The sequence below is a fragment of the Bacillus cereus group sp. MYBK15-3 genome (genome assembly GCF_051916765.1).
Lineage (GTDB): Bacteria > Bacillota > Bacilli > Bacillales > Bacillaceae_G > Bacillus_A > Bacillus_A cereus.
Window position 1 is genome coordinate 929901 of record NZ_JBQAHG010000002.1, and the last position, 18425, is coordinate 948325.

Genomic DNA, 18425 nt, shown 5'->3' on the forward strand with positions numbered 1-18425 from the left:
GTGTTAAAAGGAGCGGTTTTTAAATGATAAAAGTAGTGTTTATGGGAACACCGGACTTTTCAGTGCCGGTGCTTCGTCGTCTTATTGAAGATGGCTATGAGGTAGTAGGTGTTGTGACGCAACCTGATCGTCCAGTAGGTAGAAAAAAAGTATTAACACCTACACCTGTTAAAGTTGAAGCGGAAAAACATGGTATCCCTGTGTTACAGCCGTTAAAAATTCGTGAAAAAGATGAATATGAAAAAGTATTGGCATTAGAGCCAGATTTAATTGTAACAGCTGCATTTGGGCAGATTGTACCAAATGAAATTTTAGAAGCACCGAAGTATGGATGTATTAATGTTCACGCTTCTTTACTTCCTGAACTTCGTGGTGGTGCACCAATTCATTATGCAATTATGGAAGGTAAAGAAAAAACAGGTATTACAATTATGTATATGGTAGAAAAATTGGATGCTGGTGATATCTTAACGCAAGTGGAAGTTGAAATTGAAGAGCGTGAAACGACAGGCTCATTATTTGATAAATTAAGTGAAGCAGGAGCACACCTTCTATCTAAAACAGTACCTTTATTAATCCAAGGTAAGTTAGAACCGATTAAACAAAACGAAGAAGAAGTAACGTTTGCGTACAATATAAAACGTGAGCAAGAGAAAATTGATTGGACAAAAACAGGTGAAGAAGTATACAATCACATTCGCGGATTGAATCCATGGCCAGTTGCTTATACAACTTTAGCAGGACAAGTTGTTAAAGTATGGTGGGGAGAAAAAGTGCCTGTAACTGAACCGGCTGAAGCAGGTACGATTGTTGCAATCGAAGAAGATGGTTTTGTTGTAGCAACTAGTAATGAAACAGGTGTTAAAATTACTGAATTGCAACCTTCTGGTAAAAAGCGTATGAGTTGTTCACAATTTTTACGTGGAACAAAACCTGAAATTGGAACGAAGTTAGGAGAAAATGCATGAGACAAAATGTTCGTGAATTAGCTCTTGATGGTTTAATTCAAGTGGAAAAAAGTGGTGCATATAGCAACTTACTTTTAAATAATCTAATTGAAAAAAGTACAATTGATAGAAAAGATATTGGTTTATTAACTGAAATTGTATATGGAACGATTCAACGTCGTGACACATTAGATTATTATTTACAGCCTTTTTTAAAAAAGAAGGTTGAGGCGTGGGTAAGAGTATTGCTTCGCTTATCTTTATATCAAATGATTTATTTAGACCGAGTGCCAGAAAGAGCGGCTATTCATGAAGCGGTTGAGATTGCAAAGCGTCGCGGGCATAAAGGAATTGCTGGTATGGTGAACGGTGTATTACGTTCGATTCAGAGAGAAGGTGTACCTTCTGTAGATGAAGTCAAGGATCCAGTAGAACGTCTTGCAATTACAACAAGTCATCCAGTTTGGCTTGTCCAAGAGTGGACTTCAGAATACGGTTTAGAAACTGCAGAAAAAATGTGCGAAGTAAACATGTTACCACCTGTACCAACAGCGCGTGTGAATGTTGATAAGGTAACGGTAGAAGAAGCGATTGAGTTGTTGGCAAGTGAAGGTATAGAAGCAAAACGTGGTGACTTATCAGATGATGCAATTCAGATTGAAAGAGGAAATGTAGCGCATACAGAAGCGTTTAAAAAAGGATTTCTTTCTATTCAAGATGAAAGTTCTATGCTTGTAGCACGCGCTTTAGAACCGAATACGGGAGATGCAGTTCTTGATAGTTGTGCTGCTCCAGGCGGAAAAACAACGCATATCGCGGAACGATTAAAGGGAACTGGTAAGGTCATGTCCCTTGATTTACATGCACACAAAGTACGTTTAATTAAACAGCAAGCAGAGCGACTTGGTCTAGAAAATGTCGAAACTAAAGCGCTAGATGCTAGAAAAGTGCAAGAGCACTTTGCAAATGAAACGTTTGATAAAATATTGGTAGATGCACCGTGTTCTGGATTTGGTGTAATTAGACGTAAGCCTGATATTAAGTTAGGAAAAGATAAAGGCGATAGTGAAAGATTATCGACGATTCAAATTGCAATACTAGAAAAAATAGCACCATTATTAAAACAAGGCGGTCGTCTTGTTTATAGTACGTGCACAATTGAGAAAATAGAAAATGAACAAGTAATAGAGAAATTTTTACAAGAACATCCTGAATTTGAATGGGATACTACGCTTAAAGAGCGTATGCCAGAAAAATTAACTCCGTATATTGATGAAGGTCAAGTACAAATTTTACCGCATTATTTTGCGACGGATGGCTTTTATATTGCTTGTTTAAGGAAGAAGGTGTAGCATCATGGAAACGACTGTAAGAAAACAAAAGAAAAATTTAGAAACGAAGAAACCATCAATTTACTCTTTACAACTTCATGAAATGCAAGATTGGTTAAAGGAACAAGGAGAACCGAAGTTCCGTGCTGGACAAATTTTTGATTGGTTATATAAAAAACGTGTAAAAAATTATGAGGATATGTCAAACCTTTCTAAAGGATTGCGTGATAAATTGTCGAATTCCTTTGATATTACTACTTTAAACACGTTAGTAAAACAAACGTCTTCGGATGGAACAATTAAATTCTTATTCCAATTATATGACGGATATTCTATTGAAACGGTATTAATGCGACACGAATATGGAAATTCCATTTGTGTAACAACGCAAGTTGGTTGTCGTATTGGGTGTACGTTCTGTGCTTCGACACTTGGTGGATTAAAGCGAAACCTAGAAGCTGGAGAAATCGTAGCGCAAGTAGTAGAAGTGCAACGTGCGCTTGATGAAACAGAAGAACGTGTAAGTTCTCTTGTTGTTATGGGGATTGGAGAACCATTTGATAACTATGATAATTTAATGGGATTCTTACGCATCATTAACCATGAAAAAGGACTTCATATTGGTGCAAGACATATGACTGTTTCGACAAGTGGAATTATCCCGAAAATTTATAAGTTTGCTGAAGAAGATCTACAAATTAATTTTGCGATTTCATTGCATGCTCCAAACTCAGAATTACGTTCAAAATTAATGCCGATTAACCGTGCTTATAAATTACCAGATTTAATGGAAGCTATTAAATACTATGTAAATAGAACAGGGCGTCGTATTACTTTTGAATATGGATTATTTGGAGGAGAAAATGACCAAGTAGAGCATGCTGAAGAGCTTGCTGCGCTCTTAAAAGGTGTAAAATGTCATGTGAACTTGATTCCGGTAAACTACGTACCTGAACGTGATTATGTACGTACGCCACGCGAACAAATTTTCTTGTTCGAGAAAACGTTAAAAGATCGTGGAGTGAATGTAACGATTCGCCGTGAACAAGGTCATGATATTGATGCAGCCTGCGGTCAGTTGCGTGCGAAGGAGCGCAAAGAAGAGACGAGGTGACGAGATGAAAGCCGTATTTCTATCGGATAAAGGAAAAGTTCGTCAACATAATGAAGATAGTGCAGGAGTTTTTCACAATTTAGATGGAAATGTATTAGCGGTAGTAGCAGATGGAATGGGAGGTCATCGAGCTGGTGATGTAGCTAGCTCGATGGCCATTCAATTATTCCATGATTATTGGAAGCAAACACATAATATGAATGAGCCGAAAAAAGTAGAACAATGGTTACATACTAGTGTTGGGATTATTAATGAGCGTATATATGAATACGCTCAGCAAAATGCAGAATGTAATGGTATGGGAACAACGCTTATAATAGCTGTTTGTACACCAAGCTTTGTGACAATAGGGCATATAGGAGATAGTCGTTGCTATATGGTATCAGAAGGAGAAATGACGCTAGTAACGGAAGATCATTCACTTGTAAATGAGCTTGTGAAACATGGTGAAATTTCAAAGGAAGACGCAGAGTATCATCCGAAAAAGAATGTGTTATTAAGAGCATTAGGAACAGAAGAAAAAGTTGGGTTAGATGTTAAAACGTTGGTGATTGAGGAAGATGATCAATTACTTCTTTGCTCTGATGGATTATCAAACAAAGTTTCTATTGATGATATGCGACAAATTTTACAGTTAAATGAACAGCTTGAAGGTAAAGGGCAGTGTCTCATTCAATTGGCAAATGATCGCGGTGGAGAAGATAATATCACACTTGTTCTTATTGATTATGCGGGTTCGACAAACGAAAGTAGGTGAAGTGCAACGTGCTGATTGGAAAACGCTTAAATGACCGTTATAAGCTGCTGAAAATGATTGGTGGTGGCGGAATGGCCAATGTATATTTAGCTCATGATGATATACTTGGCCGAGATGTAGCGGTAAAAATATTAAGACTCGACTACTCAAATAACGAAGAGTTTATTAAACGTTTCCATCGAGAAGCGCAGTCTGTTACAACGTTGTCGCATCCAAATATTGTGAATATGTATGATGTCGGAGAAGAAGATGGTATATACTATCTTGTCATGGAATATGTACCAGGGCAAACATTGAAGCAATACATAATTGAGCGAGGGATGTTACCTATAGGAGAAGCTCTTGATATTATGGAGCAGTTAACATCCGCTATGGCACATGCCCATCATTTTGAAATTGTGCATCGTGATATAAAGCCGCACAATATTTTAATTCGAGCTGATGGAATAATAAAAGTAACAGATTTTGGAATTGCGACAGCTACAAGTGCAACAACAATTACACATACAAATTCAGTGCTCGGTTCAGTCCATTATTTATCACCAGAACAGGCACGTGGTGGGATAGCAAATAAACAATCAGATATCTATTCTCTTGGGATAGTTATGTTTGAATTGTTAACAGGAAGACAACCGTTTTCTGGCGAATCTGCTGTTGCCATAGCTTTAAAACATTTACAAAGTGAAATCCCATCACCAAAAAGATGGAATGAAAATATTCCGCAAAGTGTTGAAAATATTATATTAAAGGCAACTGCAAAAGATCCGTTTCACCGATATCAATCTGCTAATGCGATGAAGCGGGATATTGAAACTGCGCTATATCCAGAGAGGATAAATGAGCAACCATTTTACATACCGGAAGATATGGAAGCGACAAAAGCGATTCCGATTATTCAACAAGAACAATTATTTGAAAATGTAAGTGATGAAACGATTGTTTTAAAAGGGAGTAAGATGGAAGAACCGATAAGAGCAGAAGCAGCTGAGTTAGATAAGAAGAAAAAACGGAGTAGCAAGTGGCTTAAAGTTTTAATTTCAACATTTTTATTTTTAGCAATAGGAATAACATTAGCACTTACGGTTATTCCAGGATTATTTATTCCGAAAGATGTGAAAGTTCCTGATGTGGCTGGTATGAAATACACGACAGCTGTAAATACATTAGTAGAAAAGGGCTTTGAGGTGACGGAGCCTAATATTGTATATACAGATGATGTTGAAGTTGGGGATGTAATAAAAACGGACCCTGTAGCAGGAAGAGTCGTAAAAGAAAACGCTAAAATTACTATCTATCAATCAGGTGGAAAAAAGAAAAGTAAGATGGCAAATTTCACAGGTCAAAACTTTGAGAGTGTAAAAGCTGAGTTAGAAGAAAAATATAAACAAGTTACGGTAAATTATATTGAAAATGATAAGCCGAAAGGTGAAATTGTAGAACAAATTCCGACGCCTGATCAGATGGTTATAGAAGCGGAGCAAGAACTGAAAATCTGGGTAAGTAAAGGGCCTTATCAAATTAGACCAGGTGACTTTTCGGGGTGGACTGAAAATAGTGTAACTGGTTATTTGAATGAGAGAAAACTAACGTCAGATATAAAACGAGAGTATTCAGATACAGTCGAAAAAGGACTTGTAATTTCGCAATTTCCAAAACCAGGTACACCATTAAAAGAGGGAGATAAAGTAACTATTATTATCTCTGATGGTCAAAAGCCTAAAGTGACTAAAACGGTAAAAGTGGACAATATCTCTATCCCATATGAGCCTGCTGTAACAGGTGAAAAAAAGCCGCAAACAATAGAAATTTATAAAGAAGACATGCAGCAAAAAATGGATAGACCGGTTGAAACGAGAACAATTACTGAATCAGCGACTATTTCTTTAGAATTTGTAATTCAAGAAGGTTCAAAGGGACACTATAAAATTGTACGGGATGGAGTAACGATTATTGATAAAGAAGTACCATATCCAACTCAATAATAGTGAAAGTCTACTTATTATTATTGCCTGTTATGCTGTCTACAAAGTGGACGGTATAGCAGGCAAAAATATATGATTCAAAAAGCTAGTAAAGTGATGCAGCTGTAAATATTTTTTTGCATTTAATGGGAAATTCAATGTATATTAGCGAAAGTATATATGGTAGGTTTTGAAATCGTTATTTGGAAAGTTTAAATCCATTCATTTTTAAATTCAGCATCACCTTATACAAAAAAGGAGAATTCTATGCCAGAAGGAAAAATTATAAAAGCTTTAAGTGGGTTTTATTACGTGCAGCATGAAGAAGGGGTTACGCAATGTCGTGGGCGAGGTGTATTTAGAAAAAATAAAATTACACCACTTGTAGGAGACCAAGTTGTTTTTCAGGCAGATAATCCAACTGAAGGTTATGTGCTTGAAGTGTTTGATCGAAAAAATGAACTTGTTAGACCTCCTATTGCTAATGTCGATCAAGCGATCCTTGTGTTCTCTGCAGTAGAACCAGATTTTAATCCTGGACTGTTAGATCGATTTTTAGTGCTGATTGAATATCATAACATTAAGCCAATTATTTGTATTAGCAAGATGGATTTAGTAGATGAAAAGATGAAAGCAACTGTTGAAGCTTATGCGAATGATTATCGTGAGATGGGTTATGATGTTTTATTTACTTCTATTAATACGTCAGAAAGTATTGATATATTAAAACCATACTTAGAAAATTGTGTTTCTGTCGTTGCGGGTCAATCTGGTGTTGGGAAATCTTCAATGCTTAATGTGCTACGTCCAGAATTAGAGCTGAAAACAAATGATATTTCCTCCCATTTAGGACGCGGGAAGCATACGACAAGACACGTAGAATTAATTGCAATTGGGAGTGGACTTGTAGCAGATACACCGGGTTTTAGTTCACTAGATTTCATTGATATAGAAGTAGAAGATCTTACATATTGTTTTCCAGAGTTGAAAGAAGCGAGCCAATACTGTAAATTTAGAGGGTGTACACATCTTTCTGAACCGAAATGTGCGGTGAAAGCTGCGGTTGAAGAAGGGAAGATTACAGAATATCGCTATAAGAACTATAAACAATTCGTAGAAGAAATTAGAGAGAGAAAGCCGAGGTATTAGTTATGATTAAAATTGCACCATCGATTTTATCAGCAGATTTTTCAAAATTAGGGGAAGAGATTAAAGATGTAGAAAAGGGCGGAGCGGATTACATTCACGTTGACGTAATGGATGGACATTTCGTACCAAATATTACGATTGGACCGTTAATTGTAGAAGCAATCCGTCCGATTACATCATTACCATTAGATGTACATTTAATGATTGAAAATCCTGATAACTATATCCCGACTTTTGCACAAGCGGGAGCGGATATTATTACTGTTCACGTAGAGGCGTGTCCGCATCTACATCGTACAATTCAGTTAATTAAATCTCATGGTATTAAAGCGGGCGTTGTATTAAATCCACATACGCCAGTTTCAGTGATTGAGCATGTATTAGAAGATATAGATATGGTATTACTTATGACAGTAAACCCTGGATTTGGTGGACAGAAGTTTATCCATTCTGTATTACCGAAAATTAAACAAGTTGCAGACATGGTGAAAGAGCGCAATCTAGAAGTGGAAATTGAAGTTGATGGTGGTGTAAATGCTGAAACAGCAAGACTTTGTGTGGAAGCAGGAGCAAATGTACTTGTAGCTGGGTCAGCAGTATACAATCAAAAAGACCGCGGTGAAGCAATTCGCGTAATTCGTGGGTAGCGATGAACTTTTATCCTAGTAAGGCATTTATAGGATAGGATAAAAATATGTAAAAAGGCAATCTACCGAATGGCAGATTGCCTTTTTACAATGGAAGGAGAAGAAAAAATGATTATTCATATTTTGGCAGGAGGACCTTCGGAATATTGCGCAGATTTTGCTCGATACGAGAATGAGGAAGTAGTGTGGGCAGCGGTTGATAGGGGAGTATACCGTCTATTAAAGAAAGGAATTACCCCGGCTGTTGCGTTTGGAGATTACGATTCAGTTACTGAAGAAGAATTAGTATGGATGGGACAGCAAACGAACGAATTACATATTGTTCCGCGGGAAAAAGATCAAACGGATTTAGAAATTGCAATCAACTGGGCATTAGAACAGAAGCCGGCACTAATTCGTATTTTTGGTGCTACTGGTGGAAGGCTTGATCACGGTTTGGCAAATATACAGATGCTTTTAAAAGGGTTAGAAGTAGAGATAGAAATGTGTATTGTGGACAATAAAAATGAAATAACAGTTAAAAAAATGGGTACACATATAATTGAAGAAAATAAAAATTTTCCTTATGTATCTTTTGTACCAGTTACTGAAATAGTGGAAGGGATTACATTGTTTGGTTTTAAGTACCCTCTTACTAATAAAACAATAGAGTGGGGATCAACACTTTGTATTAGTAACGAACTCGTTGAGGAAAAAGGTACTTTTTCATTTACTTCTGGCATATTAATGTTGATAAGAAGCACTGATTGAAGAAACAATTTTGCTCCTTACATCATATAGTGACCAAGTGGAGTAATGGGGATTAGGAGGGAAACCATGAGATTTTATACAATTAAGTTACCTAAATTTCTTGGTGGAATAGTTCGTGCAATGTTAAATACCTTCAAAAAAGATTAAAAAAAGCACCTATCACCGGTGCTTTTTCCATTGTTATAGTAAAAAAAGAGCCTATCGGCTCTTTTTTTTATTATTAAACACGTTCGATTTTGCCAGATTTTAATGCTCTAGCAGAAACGTAAACACGTTGAACTTTTCCGTCGATGCGTACGCGAACTTTTTGAAGGTTAGCGCCCCATTTACGTTTTGTAGCGTTCATTGCGTGAGAACGAGAGTTACCAGAACGAGCTTTTCTTCCAGTAATAGCACAAACACGAGCCATTTATATTTCCCTCCCTTGATACCTTACCATACGTAATTTTTCAATGTTAGTCTTTTATGCGATGCTAAAAACACTACTATAATTTAACACAACTAAAAAGAGAATGCAACACCGTAGAAAAAAGAAATCAAGAAAATTTACTTGACACTATATATCAATGAAGAAAAGTTGAAATCCATAAAAATTGCTTGACATATTATAGTGGTACATGTTGTATAATAAAAATGGACTATTTTGCTCATCATAAAAAAGTGTAATTTAAAACATAAAATATGAGAGTGAAAAGAAAGAACGATGGAATTTTCTTTAAAAAGATTATATGATAGTAACTAAAGTAGTCTAGCTCACTTTCACCATTTATGAAGGGGGAAACGAGATGTCAATTGAAATTAAAACGAAGTACGGTCAAATTGATATTAGTACAGATGTAATTGCAACAATTGCTGGAGGTGCCGCGGTAGATTGCTACGGTATCGTAGGTATGGCATCAAAAAATCAGTTAAAAGATGGATTAACAGACATTTTACGAAAAGAAAACTTCACTAGAGGTGTTATTGTTCGTAAAGATGAAGATGAAGTACATATTGATATGTATATTATTGTGAGCTATGGTACGAAAATTTCAGAAGTGGCACATAATGTGCAGACGAAAGTGAAATATACATTAGATCAAACTGTAGGACTAGCAGTAGATTCTGTAAACATCTACGTACAAGGAGTTAAAGTAATAAACTTGTAATGTGCATTAAGGAGGAAAATCTGTGTCAATTCAAAAAATTGATGGAAAACGTTTATCACAAATGATCATGCAAGGAGCGAATAATTTAACAAACAATGTTCAGCTTGTTGATGCATTAAACGTATTTCCAGTTCCAGATGGCGATACCGGTACAAACATGAACTTATCTATGACTTCAGGTGCGCGTGAAGTGAAAGCAAACCCTTCACAGCATGCTGGTAAAGTCGGCGTAAGTTTAGCCAAAGGATTATTAATGGGAGCTCGTGGTAACTCTGGAGTTATTTTATCTCAGTTGTTCCGTGGTTTCTCTAAATCCATTGAACAAAAAGAAGAATTAACAACAGTTGATTTTGCTGCAGCACTAGAAGCTGGAGTAGAGGCGGCTTATAAAGCGGTTATGAAACCGATTGAAGGAACGATTTTAACGGTTGCAAGAGAAACGGGTAAATATGCAGTAACAGTTGCGAAAAAACAGCGCGACTTTGTTTTGTTTATGGAAGACGTTGTGAAAGAAGCAAACGCATCGTTAAATCGTACGCCAGATTTATTACCTGTATTAAAACAAGTTGGCGTTGTAGATAGCGGTGGTAAAGGTCTTGTAGTGGTATACGAAGGATTTTTAGCTGACTTAAAAGGAGAAACGATTTCTTCTGATGCACCGACGCAACCATCTATGAATGAAATGGTACGCGCAGAACATCACCGTAGTGTACAAAGCCAATTGAGTACAGAAGATATTAAGTATGGATATTGTACGGAATTCATGGTGAAATTAGAGGCTGAAAAGGTGAAAGAGCATAATTTCTCTGAACAAAAATTCCGTGAAGATATTAGTGTATATGGTGATTCTCTACTAGTTGTGTCTGATGATGAAATTGTAAAAGTTCATATCCATGCAGAACATCCTGGAGACGCTATGAACTACGGGCAAAAATACGGTAGTTTAATTAAGATTAAAGTAGAAAATATGCGTGAACAGCATACTGCTTTATTAGATGAACCTACTATGGTTCCTGAACAACCAGCTCAATCGAAAGAAAAACAACCATATGGTATCGTAACTGTAGCTATGGGGTCTGGTATTAAAACTTTATTTGAGAGCATCGGCGCAACGAAAGTTATCGAAGGTGGTCAAACGATGAATCCAAGTACGGAGGATATCGTGAAGGCAATTGAAGAAGCAAATGCTGAAAAAATCATTATTTTACCGAATAACGGAAATATTGTAATGGCAGCAGAACAAGCGGCATCAGTTGTAGATCAAGAAGTTATTGTTGTTCGTTCGAAAACAGTTCCTCAAGGTATGGCAGCAATGTTAGCATTTAACCCAGTTGGAACGTTAGAAGAGAATGAAGAAAACATGCAAGAAGCTTTATCTCATGTGAAAACAGGTCAAATTACGTATGCTGTACGTGATACGGAAATTGATGGTGTAGCAATTCAAAAAGATGATTTCATGTGTATTGCAGATGGGAAAATTGTATCTACAAATGCTGAAAAAGTAGGAGCTGCGAAGCAATTGCTAGAAGCGCTTATTGATGAAGATTCTGAAATCGTAACGATTCTACAAGGTGAGGATGCAACTGACGAAGAAGTAGCGGAGTTAGTTGAATTTGTAGAAGAGAAATTTGAAGATGCAGAAGTAGAAGTGCATGCTGGAAACCAGCCAGTGTATTCTTTCATCTTCTCTGTAGAATAAGATAAGATTCGTTTTGAAAATAAATTGATTACTTACTTGCTAATGGATAAGAAGTAGTAATATGAAGTTTATTACTAGTTTTTATTCAAAAGGCTAGCATATTGAAGAGAGAAAAGAGCCTTGCTGCTAATAGTGAGGCTCTTTTTTACTTGTTTTATATAAGGGATTTGAGTAGTTTCTCTTAGAATGCCTATGATAGAATATATAAGGTGAAAGAGAGCGATTACAGATGCTAATTGGTACTCAAATAAAATGCAATAAAGAAAATAATGTGACGGGGTGTGAGAATCTTGAATGATGTTGTACAAGTTCCTGTTACGGATGTAAAGGGGATCGGAGGAGAAACATCTGAGTTACTACATGAGATGGGTATTTATACAGTTTCTCATCTATTAGAACATTTTCCATACCGTTATGAAGATTATGCGATGAAAGATCTTGCTGAAGTAAAGCATGATGAACGTGTAACGGTTGAAGGGAAGATTCATAGTGCTCCTTTGCTGCAATATTATGGTAAGAAGAAATCGCGTTTAACAGTTCGTGTTCTCGTCGGTCGTTATTTAATTACGGCGGTATGTTTTAATAGGCCTTACTATAAGCAAAAATTAAAGTTAGATGAAACGGTAACGATTACTGGTAAATGGGATCAACATCGTCAAACAATTGCTGTATCAGAACTTCATTTTGGGCCGGTTGTACGTCAACAAGAAGTGGAACCTGTTTATTCAGTAAAGGGGAAACTTACAGTAAAACAGATGCGTCGTTTTATTGCTCAAGCGTTAAAGGAATATGGAGATTCTATAGTCGAAGTGTTACCGGATGGTTTGTTAGGGCGATATAAATTATTACCAAGATATGAAGCGCTTAGGGCATTGCATTTTCCGGTAGGACAGGAAGATTTGAAGCAAGCGCGTCGCCGTTTTGTATATGAAGAATTTTTCTTATTTCAGCTGAAAATGCAAACGCTCCGGAAAATGGAGAGGGAAAATTCAAAAGGGACGAAGAAAGAGATTCCGTCAGTAGAATTACAAGAATTTATCGATGCACTGCCGTTTCCATTAACGGGTGCGCAGCGCCGAGTTGTAGATGAAATTTTGAAAGATATGACATCTCCTTATCGGATGAACCGACTATTGCAAGGTGACGTTGGTTCTGGGAAAACAGTTGTTGCTGCGATTGGCCTTTATGCATCGAAATTAGCTCATTATCAAGGTGCTTTAATGGTTCCTACAGAAATTTTAGCTGAGCAACATTATCAGTCGCTTGCTGAAACGTTTTCGCATTTTGGTATGAAGGTGGAACTGTTAACAAGTTCTGTTAAAGGTGCGAGACGTCGAGAAATTTTAGCGAAGTTAGAACAAGGAGAAATAGATATTCTTGTTGGAACGCATGCCTTAATTCAAGATGAAGTTATATTTCATAGGTTGGGTCTCGTTATTACAGATGAACAGCATCGATTTGGTGTAGCGCAGCGCCGAGTTTTACGGGAGAAAGGTGAAAGTCCAGATGTATTATTTATGACAGCGACACCAATTCCGCGTACGCTTGCAATTACTGCATTTGGAGAGATGGATGTTTCGATAATCGATGAGATGCCAGCAGGTAGAAAGGTGATTGAAACATATTGGGCAAAACATGATATGTTAGATCGCGTTCTCGGTTTTGTTGAAAAGGAGATAAAAAAAGGAAGACAGGCATACGTTATTTGTCCTCTAATTGAAGAATCTGAGAAACTTGATGTGCAAAATGCTATCGACTTACATAGTATGCTGACGCATCATTACCAAGGGAAATGCCAAGTTGGATTGATGCATGGGAGATTATCGTCACAGGAAAAAGAAGAGATAATGGGACAGTTTAGTGAAAATAAAGTGCAAATTCTTGTATCGACAACAGTTGTTGAAGTAGGTGTGAACGTACCGAATGCGACTGTAATGGTTATTTATGATGCAGAACGTTTCGGTTTATCGCAGCTTCATCAGCTTAGAGGGCGTGTCGGCCGTGGTAGTGAACAATCATATTGTTTATTAATAGCAGACCCTAAATCAGAAACAGGGAAAGAAAGAATGCGCATAATGACTGAAACAAATGATGGATTTGTATTGTCAGAAAAAGATTTAGAATTACGAGGTCCTGGAGATTTCTTTGGGAGTAAGCAAAGTGGCTTACCAGAATTTAAGGTTGCTGACATGGTACATGATTATCGAGCGTTAGAAACAGCAAGGCAAGATGCGGCGATACTAGTAGATTCAGAAGCGTTTTGGCACAATGATCAGTACGCTGCCTTGCGTACGTATCTTGATGGGACAGGTGTGTTCCAAGGAGAGAAGCTCGATTAAAGGGAGTCAACAAAAGTTTTTGTTGCATTCTACTTTTAATGATTATATACTACTGTTAGTACCTAGTCATAAAAATGGATGGTGCGGTATGAAAAAAAGAAGAAGTAAAAAAGAAAGACAAGAGTTATTACAACAAACAATCGAATCAAATCCTTTTATTACGGATGAAGATTTAGCGGAAAAATTTCAAGTGAGTATACAAACAGTACGACTTGATCGTATGGAATTGTCTATTCCTGAATTAAGAGAGAGAATTAAACATGTAGCTACAAAGCAACATGAAGAAGATGTGAAATCTTTACCGTTAGAAGAGGTTGTTGGAGAAATTATTGATATTGAATTAGATAGACATGCAATCTCTATCTTTGAAGTAAAGGTAGAACATGTATTTAAAAGAAATCAAATTGCCCGTGGGCATCATCTGTTTGCACAAGCAAACTCACTAGCTGTTGCGGTTATTGATGAAGAATTAGCTTTAACTGCAAAGTCTACCATTCGATACATTCGCCCTGTAAAATTAGGAGAGCGTGTTGTTGCAAAAGCGCGCGTTGAAGATGTAGAGAATGATAAGGGACGGACGGTTGTCAAAGTGCGTAGCTTCGTTGGAGAAGAACTTGTTTTTACAGGCACTTTTGAAATGTATCGATCTAGTAATTATAGTGAGGAAGGTAACAACTTATGAAAATCGCAATAGATGCAATGGGCGGAGATCACGCTCCAAAGGCTGTAGTATTAGGGGCAATGAAAGCTATTAAGGAATATTCTGATTTACATATTACGTTAGTAGGGAAAGAAGAGGAAATTCGTCAATACTTAACGAGTGATGAACGAATTACTATTCTTCATACAGACGAAAAAATAGAATCAACGGAGGAACCAGTAAGAGCGGTTCGTCGAAAAAAACAAGCTTCAATGGTGCTTGCGGCACAACAAGTAAAGGATGGAGAAGCAGACGCTTGTATATCCGCAGGTAGTACAGGAGCTTTAATGGCAGCTGGATTATTTGTTGTCGGTCGTATGGAAGGAATTGAGCGACCAGCTTTATCGCCTACAATGCCGACTGTAGATGGAAAAGGTTTTGTTATGTTAGATGTTGGAGCAAATGTTGATGCAAAACCAATTCATTTATATCAATATGCAGTAATGGGATCTGTTTATGCTGAGAAGGTAAGAGGAATTGAAAATCCTCGCGTTGGACTATTAAACGTTGGAACAGAGGATGGAAAAGGAAACGAGCTTTCAAAGCAAGTATTTGCAATGCTTAAAGATGCGCCAATTAATTTCGTTGGGAACGTTGAATCAAGAGATTTATTGCAAGGTGTAGCAGATGTTGTTGTATGTGATGGTTTTACAGGGAATGTAGCGTTGAAATCATTAGAGGGAACAGCACTTGCGCTATTCTCTATGTTGAAAGAACAATTAATGAGTTCATTTACGAGCAAATTAGCAGCGGCGGTATTAAAGCCAAAACTTATGGTATTAAAAGATAAAATGGATTATTCGGAGTATGGCGGAGCTGCATTATTTGGATTGAAAGCACCTGTCATTAAGGCTCACGGTTCTTCTAATGACCAGTCGATATTTAGTGCGATTCGTCAAACGAGAGAAATGGTAGCGAAAGAAGTAATTCCTACGATTTCAAGCGTAATGGAGAAAGAGTCACTCCAATAAGAGGAGGATTTGAAATGGGAAAAATAGCATTTCTTTTTCCGGGCCAAGGTTCACAGGCAGTTGGAATGGGTAAACAATTAGCAGAGAATAATAAAGAGGTTGCAAAAGTGTTTGCAAAAGCAGATGAGGTGTTGCAAGATTCACTTTCAGAAGTGATTTTTGAAGGACCGCAGGAAAAGCTTACATTAACAACAAATGCGCAGCCTGCATTATTAACAACGAGTTTTGCTATTTTGACAGCTTTGAAAGAGTATGACATTACACCTGACTTTGTCGCTGGTCATAGTTTAGGTGAATATAGCGCTCTTGTAGCAGCTGGTGCATTAACTTTTGAAGATGCTGTATATGCTGTAAGGAAACGCGGGGAATATATGGAAGAAGCTGTTCCGGGCGGGGAAGGCGCAATGGCAGCTATATTAGGTGCTGACCCACATATGCTGAAACAAGTTACAGAAGAAGTAACAAGTGAAGGATATGCAGTGCAAATCGCTAATATGAATAGTACGAAGCAAATTGTAATTTCTGGAACGAAGCAAGGCGTAGAGGTTGCCTCTCAAAGAGCGAAAGAAAATGGTGCAAAGAGAGCGATTCCACTAAAAGTAAGTGGGCCATTCCATTCTTCACTTATGAAGCCGGCAGCTGAGAAGTTCCAAAGTGTTTTAAATGAAATTACAATTCATGACACGAATATTCCTGTTATTGCAAATGTTACAGCGGAAGTTATTACACGTGGTGCAGACATTCAAGAAAAGTTAATCGAACAGCTTTATTCGCCTGTATTATGGTACCCGTCTATTGAATATATGGTGAAGCAGGGAGTAGATACATTTATTGAAATTGGACCTGGAAAAGTACTTGCTGGACTTATGAAGTCAATTGATTCATCAGTAAAAGCATATGCGATATACGATGAAGAGACATTAAAAGATACCATTTCAAATTTGAGAGGAGAAAACTGATGTTAAAAGGGAAGGTAGCATTAGTAACTGGCGCTTCACGTGGAATTGGTCGCGCGATTGCGATCGATTTAGCGAAACAAGGGGCAAATGTTGTAGTAAATTATGCTGGCAATGAACAAAAAGCAAATGAAGTAGTAGATGAAATTAAAAAATTAGGTTCTGATGCAATTGCGGTAAGAGCAGATGTTGCAAATGCTGATGATGTTACAAATATGGTGAAACAAACAGTAGATACATTTGGACAAGTTGATATTCTTGTAAATAATGCTGGTGTAACGAAAGATAATTTATTAATGCGTATGAAAGAAGAAGAATGGGATACAGTTATTAATACAAACTTAAAAGGTGTATTCTTATGTACAAAAGCAGTATCTCGTTATATGATGCGTCAACGTCATGGTAGAATTATAAATATCGCTTCTGTTGTTGGTGTCATAGGAAACCCAGGACAAGCTAATTATGTTGCTGCTAAAGCGGGTGTTATTGGATTAACAAAAACATCTGCAAAAGAGTTAGCAAGTCGAAATATTACAGTGAATGCAATTGCGCCGGGCTTTATTGCGACTGATATGACGGATGTACTAGATGAGAATATTAAAGCTGAAATGTTAAAAGTTATTCCAGCTGCTCAATTTGGTGAAGCGAAAGATATCGCGAATGCTGTAACGTTTTTTGCTTCTGATCAAAGCAAATATGTTACAGGTCAAACGTTAAATGTTGATGGCGGTATGGTAATGTAATAAAAGAATCGATTTCACCTAGTTTTTTTGGTCAATATTTAATATAATATTTGAGGGGAGGTGAATGGAATGGCAGATGTTTTAGAGCGCGTAACAAAAATCATCGTTGATCGTTTAGGAGTAGAAGAGACTGAGGTAGTACCAGCTGCAAGCTTCAAGGAAGATTTAGGAGCAGACTCCCTAGATGTAGTAGAACTTGTAATGCAATTAGAAGATGAATTCGAAATGGAAATTTCTGATGAAGATGCTGAAAAGATTGCTACTGTTGGCGATGCTGTGACTTACATAGAGAGTCATCTATAATGCTTAAGTGAAGTCCCGTTTTTTAGCGGGGCTTTCTGGCTTATATCTGGAGGGACCTATGCCGTACCGAAAATATAGAGAAAAAAAATACGAAACAAAATATCGTGAAGCATTTAAAGTGTTTCAAGAAAAGATAGGTATTACGTTTACAGATGAAAAATTATTGATTCAAGCATTTACGCATTCATCGTATGTGAATGAGCATCGAAAAAAACCGCATGAAGATAATGAGCGTCTTGAATTTCTTGGAGATGCAGTATTGGAACTGACTGTATCACAGTATCTGTTTCAAAAATATCCGACAATGAGCGAAGGAGAGTTAACAAAACTACGTGCAGCTATTGTATGTGAGCCATCTCTTGTTCGTTTTGCGAACGAATTGTCATTTGGCAGCCTTGTTTTATTAGGAAAAGGTGAAGAAATGACAGGTGGACGTGAACGACCAGCTTTATTAGCGGATGTCTTTGAAGCGTTTATTGGTGCCCTTTATCTTGATCAAGGGCTAGAAACAGTTTGGGAATTCTTAAAAGAAATTGTATATCCGAAAATTAATGAGGGTGCTTTTTCTCATGTGATGGATTATAAGAGTCAGTTGCAAGAATTGATTCAGCGTGATGGCAGTGGCAATGTTGAGTATCAAATTTTGCAAGAAAAAGGACCAGCTCACAATCGAGAATTTGTGTCACGTGTTACGTTAAATAACGTAGCTTTAGGTCTTGGTAGTGGTAAGTCGAAAAAAGAAGCAGAGCAACAAGCTGCTGCAGAAGCATTGAAAAAATTAAAAGAACAACTATAAGGAATCCCCCTTTGAATGAGGGGGATTCCTTATGCATAGAATGAAACTTTCTTTTTGTTTATAAAGAAAAAGAAGGTAAATCCGTATAATATTTGTTTTTATATAGAGAACATT

Annotated in this window: 19 protein-coding genes; 18 read left to right on the forward strand and 1 reads right to left on the reverse strand. The window is 37.1% G+C overall.

Features of this window, described 5'->3' with window-relative positions:
* Nucleotides 1-23: 23 nt before the first annotated feature.
* The 9 genes from fmt (at nucleotide 24) to spoVM (ending at nucleotide 8803) form a co-directional block, all read left to right on the forward strand.
* The gene (gene fmt / locus ACTFR8_RS13380) at nucleotides 24-968 is read left to right on the forward strand and encodes a methionyl-tRNA formyltransferase (RefSeq protein WP_000598805.1); all 945 of its coding nucleotides are present in this window, start codon (nucleotides 24-26) and stop codon (nucleotides 966-968) included.
* Nucleotides 965-2299, forward strand: a complete 1335-nt coding sequence (gene rsmB / locus ACTFR8_RS13385; protein WP_044584809.1) for a 16S rRNA (cytosine(967)-C(5))-methyltransferase RsmB — start codon at nucleotides 965-967, stop codon at nucleotides 2297-2299. The genes fmt and rsmB overlap by 4 nt, the downstream gene beginning before the upstream one ends.
* 4 nt (nucleotides 2300-2303) lie before the next feature.
* Complete coding sequence (gene rlmN / locus ACTFR8_RS13390) at nucleotides 2304-3392, forward strand: 23S rRNA (adenine(2503)-C(2))-methyltransferase RlmN (RefSeq protein WP_000450541.1); 1089 nt, start codon at nucleotides 2304-2306, stop codon at nucleotides 3390-3392.
* Between the two features lie 4 nt (nucleotides 3393-3396).
* Nucleotides 3397-4149: a Stp1/IreP family PP2C-type Ser/Thr phosphatase gene (locus ACTFR8_RS13395; RefSeq protein WP_000648703.1), complete on the forward strand. Its 753-nt coding sequence runs from the start codon at nucleotides 3397-3399 to the stop codon at nucleotides 4147-4149.
* A gap of 8 nt (nucleotides 4150-4157) precedes the next feature.
* Nucleotides 4158-6131: a Stk1 family PASTA domain-containing Ser/Thr kinase gene (gene pknB / locus ACTFR8_RS13400; protein WP_058840176.1), complete on the forward strand. Its 1974-nt coding sequence runs from the start codon at nucleotides 4158-4160 to the stop codon at nucleotides 6129-6131.
* Nucleotides 6132-6377: 246 nt separating this feature from the next.
* Nucleotides 6378-7259, forward strand: coding sequence for a ribosome small subunit-dependent GTPase A (rsgA, locus tag ACTFR8_RS13405; protein ID WP_001113932.1), 882 nt, complete (start codon nucleotides 6378-6380; stop codon nucleotides 7257-7259).
* A gap of 2 nt (nucleotides 7260-7261) precedes the next feature.
* The gene (gene rpe, locus ACTFR8_RS13410; protein WP_000589974.1) at nucleotides 7262-7906 is read left to right on the forward strand and encodes a ribulose-phosphate 3-epimerase; all 645 of its coding nucleotides are present in this window, start codon (nucleotides 7262-7264) and stop codon (nucleotides 7904-7906) included.
* 69 nt (nucleotides 7907-7975) lie between these two features.
* Nucleotides 7976-8656: a thiamine diphosphokinase gene (locus ACTFR8_RS13415; protein WP_000752663.1), complete on the forward strand. Its 681-nt coding sequence runs from the start codon at nucleotides 7976-7978 to the stop codon at nucleotides 8654-8656.
* 66 nt (nucleotides 8657-8722) lie between these two features.
* Entirely contained in the window at nucleotides 8723-8803 is an 81-nt protein-coding gene (spoVM, locus tag ACTFR8_RS13420; RefSeq protein WP_001213599.1) for a stage V sporulation protein SpoVM, read from the forward strand.
* 73 nt (nucleotides 8804-8876) lie between these two features.
* Here spoVM and rpmB read toward each other — a convergent pair whose 3' ends face one another.
* Nucleotides 8877-9065: a 50S ribosomal protein L28 gene (rpmB, locus tag ACTFR8_RS13425; RefSeq protein ID WP_000124776.1), complete on the reverse strand. Its 189-nt coding sequence runs from the start codon at nucleotides 9063-9065 to the stop codon at nucleotides 8877-8879.
* A 376-nt stretch (nucleotides 9066-9441) separates the two neighbouring features.
* Here rpmB and ACTFR8_RS13430 point away from each other — a divergent pair, with 376 nt between their 5' ends.
* From ACTFR8_RS13430 to rncS, 9 genes are all read left to right on the forward strand, one after another.
* Complete coding sequence (locus ACTFR8_RS13430; protein ID WP_000021109.1) at nucleotides 9442-9804, forward strand: Asp23/Gls24 family envelope stress response protein; 363 nt, start codon at nucleotides 9442-9444, stop codon at nucleotides 9802-9804.
* Nucleotides 9805-9826: 22 nt separating this feature from the next.
* A complete protein-coding gene (locus ACTFR8_RS13435) occupies nucleotides 9827-11503 on the forward strand; it encodes a DAK2 domain-containing protein (RefSeq protein WP_000027129.1) in 1677 nt (558 codons plus the stop codon).
* 290 nt (nucleotides 11504-11793) lie between these two features.
* The gene (gene recG / locus ACTFR8_RS13440; RefSeq protein ID WP_001000813.1) at nucleotides 11794-13842 is read left to right on the forward strand and encodes an ATP-dependent DNA helicase RecG; all 2049 of its coding nucleotides are present in this window, start codon (nucleotides 11794-11796) and stop codon (nucleotides 13840-13842) included.
* An 88-nt stretch (nucleotides 13843-13930) separates the two neighbouring features.
* The gene (fapR, locus tag ACTFR8_RS13445; RefSeq protein ID WP_000747349.1) at nucleotides 13931-14524 is read left to right on the forward strand and encodes a transcription factor FapR; all 594 of its coding nucleotides are present in this window, start codon (nucleotides 13931-13933) and stop codon (nucleotides 14522-14524) included.
* Nucleotides 14521-15513: a phosphate acyltransferase PlsX gene (plsX, locus tag ACTFR8_RS13450; protein ID WP_000684100.1), complete on the forward strand. Its 993-nt coding sequence runs from the start codon at nucleotides 14521-14523 to the stop codon at nucleotides 15511-15513. Before fapR ends, plsX begins: the two co-directional genes overlap by 4 nt.
* Nucleotides 15514-15527: 14 nt before the next feature.
* Nucleotides 15528-16472, forward strand: a complete 945-nt coding sequence (gene fabD / locus ACTFR8_RS13455; protein WP_016118545.1) for an ACP S-malonyltransferase — start codon at nucleotides 15528-15530, stop codon at nucleotides 16470-16472.
* Nucleotides 16472-17212 (forward strand): 3-oxoacyl-[acyl-carrier-protein] reductase, encoded by a 741-nt coding sequence (fabG, locus tag ACTFR8_RS13460; protein ID WP_000911773.1) that lies wholly within the window; start codon nucleotides 16472-16474, stop codon nucleotides 17210-17212. The genes fabD and fabG overlap by 1 nt, the downstream gene beginning before the upstream one ends.
* A gap of 69 nt (nucleotides 17213-17281) precedes the next feature.
* A complete protein-coding gene (gene acpP, locus ACTFR8_RS13465; RefSeq protein WP_000786062.1) occupies nucleotides 17282-17515 on the forward strand; it encodes an acyl carrier protein in 234 nt (77 codons plus the stop codon).
* A gap of 58 nt (nucleotides 17516-17573) precedes the next feature.
* Nucleotides 17574-18311, forward strand: a complete 738-nt coding sequence (rncS, locus tag ACTFR8_RS13470) for a ribonuclease III (protein WP_001146875.1) — start codon at nucleotides 17574-17576, stop codon at nucleotides 18309-18311.
* The last annotated feature ends 114 nt before the right edge of the window (nucleotides 18312-18425 follow it).

Bases quoted from the DNA above. Each gene is read 5' to 3' on its own strand.
- acpP (WP_000786062.1), top strand. From the start codon at position 17,282: ATGGCAGATGTTTTAGAGCGCGTAACAAAAATCATCGTTGATCGTTTA.
- fabD (WP_016118545.1), top strand. From the start codon at position 15,528: ATGGGAAAAATAGCATTTCTTTTTCCGGGCCAAGGTTCACAGGCAGTT.
- fapR (WP_000747349.1), top strand. From the start codon at position 13,931: ATGAAAAAAAGAAGAAGTAAAAAAGAAAGACAAGAGTTATTACAACAA.
- rncS (WP_001146875.1), top strand. From the start codon at position 17,574: ATGCCGTACCGAAAATATAGAGAAAAAAAATACGAAACAAAATATCGT.
- rsgA (WP_001113932.1), top strand. From the start codon at position 6,378: ATGCCAGAAGGAAAAATTATAAAAGCTTTAAGTGGGTTTTATTACGTG.
- spoVM (WP_001213599.1), top strand. From the start codon at position 8,723: ATGAGATTTTATACAATTAAGTTACCTAAATTTCTTGGTGGAATAGTT.
- plsX (WP_000684100.1), top strand. From the start codon at position 14,521: ATGAAAATCGCAATAGATGCAATGGGCGGAGATCACGCTCCAAAGGCT.
- rpmB (WP_000124776.1), bottom strand. From the start codon at position 9,065: ATGGCTCGTGTTTGTGCTATTACTGGAAGAAAAGCTCGTTCTGGTAAC.
- ACTFR8_RS13395 (WP_000648703.1), top strand. From the start codon at position 3,397: ATGAAAGCCGTATTTCTATCGGATAAAGGAAAAGTTCGTCAACATAAT.
- ACTFR8_RS13415 (WP_000752663.1), top strand. From the start codon at position 7,976: ATGGCAGATTGCCTTTTTACAATGGAAGGAGAAGAAAAAATGATTATT.
- fmt (WP_000598805.1), top strand. From the start codon at position 24: ATGATAAAAGTAGTGTTTATGGGAACACCGGACTTTTCAGTGCCGGTG.
- ACTFR8_RS13430 (WP_000021109.1), top strand. From the start codon at position 9,442: ATGTCAATTGAAATTAAAACGAAGTACGGTCAAATTGATATTAGTACA.
- rsmB (WP_044584809.1), top strand. From the start codon at position 965: ATGAGACAAAATGTTCGTGAATTAGCTCTTGATGGTTTAATTCAAGTG.
- fabG (WP_000911773.1), top strand. From the start codon at position 16,472: ATGTTAAAAGGGAAGGTAGCATTAGTAACTGGCGCTTCACGTGGAATT.
- rlmN (WP_000450541.1), top strand. From the start codon at position 2,304: ATGGAAACGACTGTAAGAAAACAAAAGAAAAATTTAGAAACGAAGAAA.
- rpe (WP_000589974.1), top strand. From the start codon at position 7,262: ATGATTAAAATTGCACCATCGATTTTATCAGCAGATTTTTCAAAATTA.